At 71.9% G+C, this 210-nt stretch carries 1 protein-coding gene; it reads right to left on the bottom strand.

Annotated features, from left to right (window positions below):
- Positions 1-210 (bottom strand): TolC family protein (locus L995_RS14360; RefSeq protein WP_047472393.1); only part of this gene is annotated, 210 nt, incomplete at both ends.

Raw genomic sequence — 210 nt, 5'->3', positions numbered from 1 at the left:
CCGCGTAGCAGCCGCACGCTGGCATCGGCCGCGCGCAGCGAGAAATAGGTCTGCGTGATCGATGCCTGGGCCGACAGGCGCGCGGCGGCCAGGTCGTCGCTGCTGGCCTGGGCGCTGGCCTGGCTGGCGCTGACCGTGCCCGACACGCGGCCCCACAGGTCCAGTTCCCAGCTGGCGTTGAGGCCAAGCGAGTAGTTGGTCGAGACGCGG

The organism is Delftia sp. ZNC0008 (genome assembly GCF_000799035.1).
Classification (GTDB): Bacteria; Pseudomonadota; Gammaproteobacteria; order Burkholderiales; family Burkholderiaceae_C; genus Comamonas; species Comamonas tsuruhatensis.
This window is presented reverse-complemented; position numbering and strand designations above follow the sequence as displayed.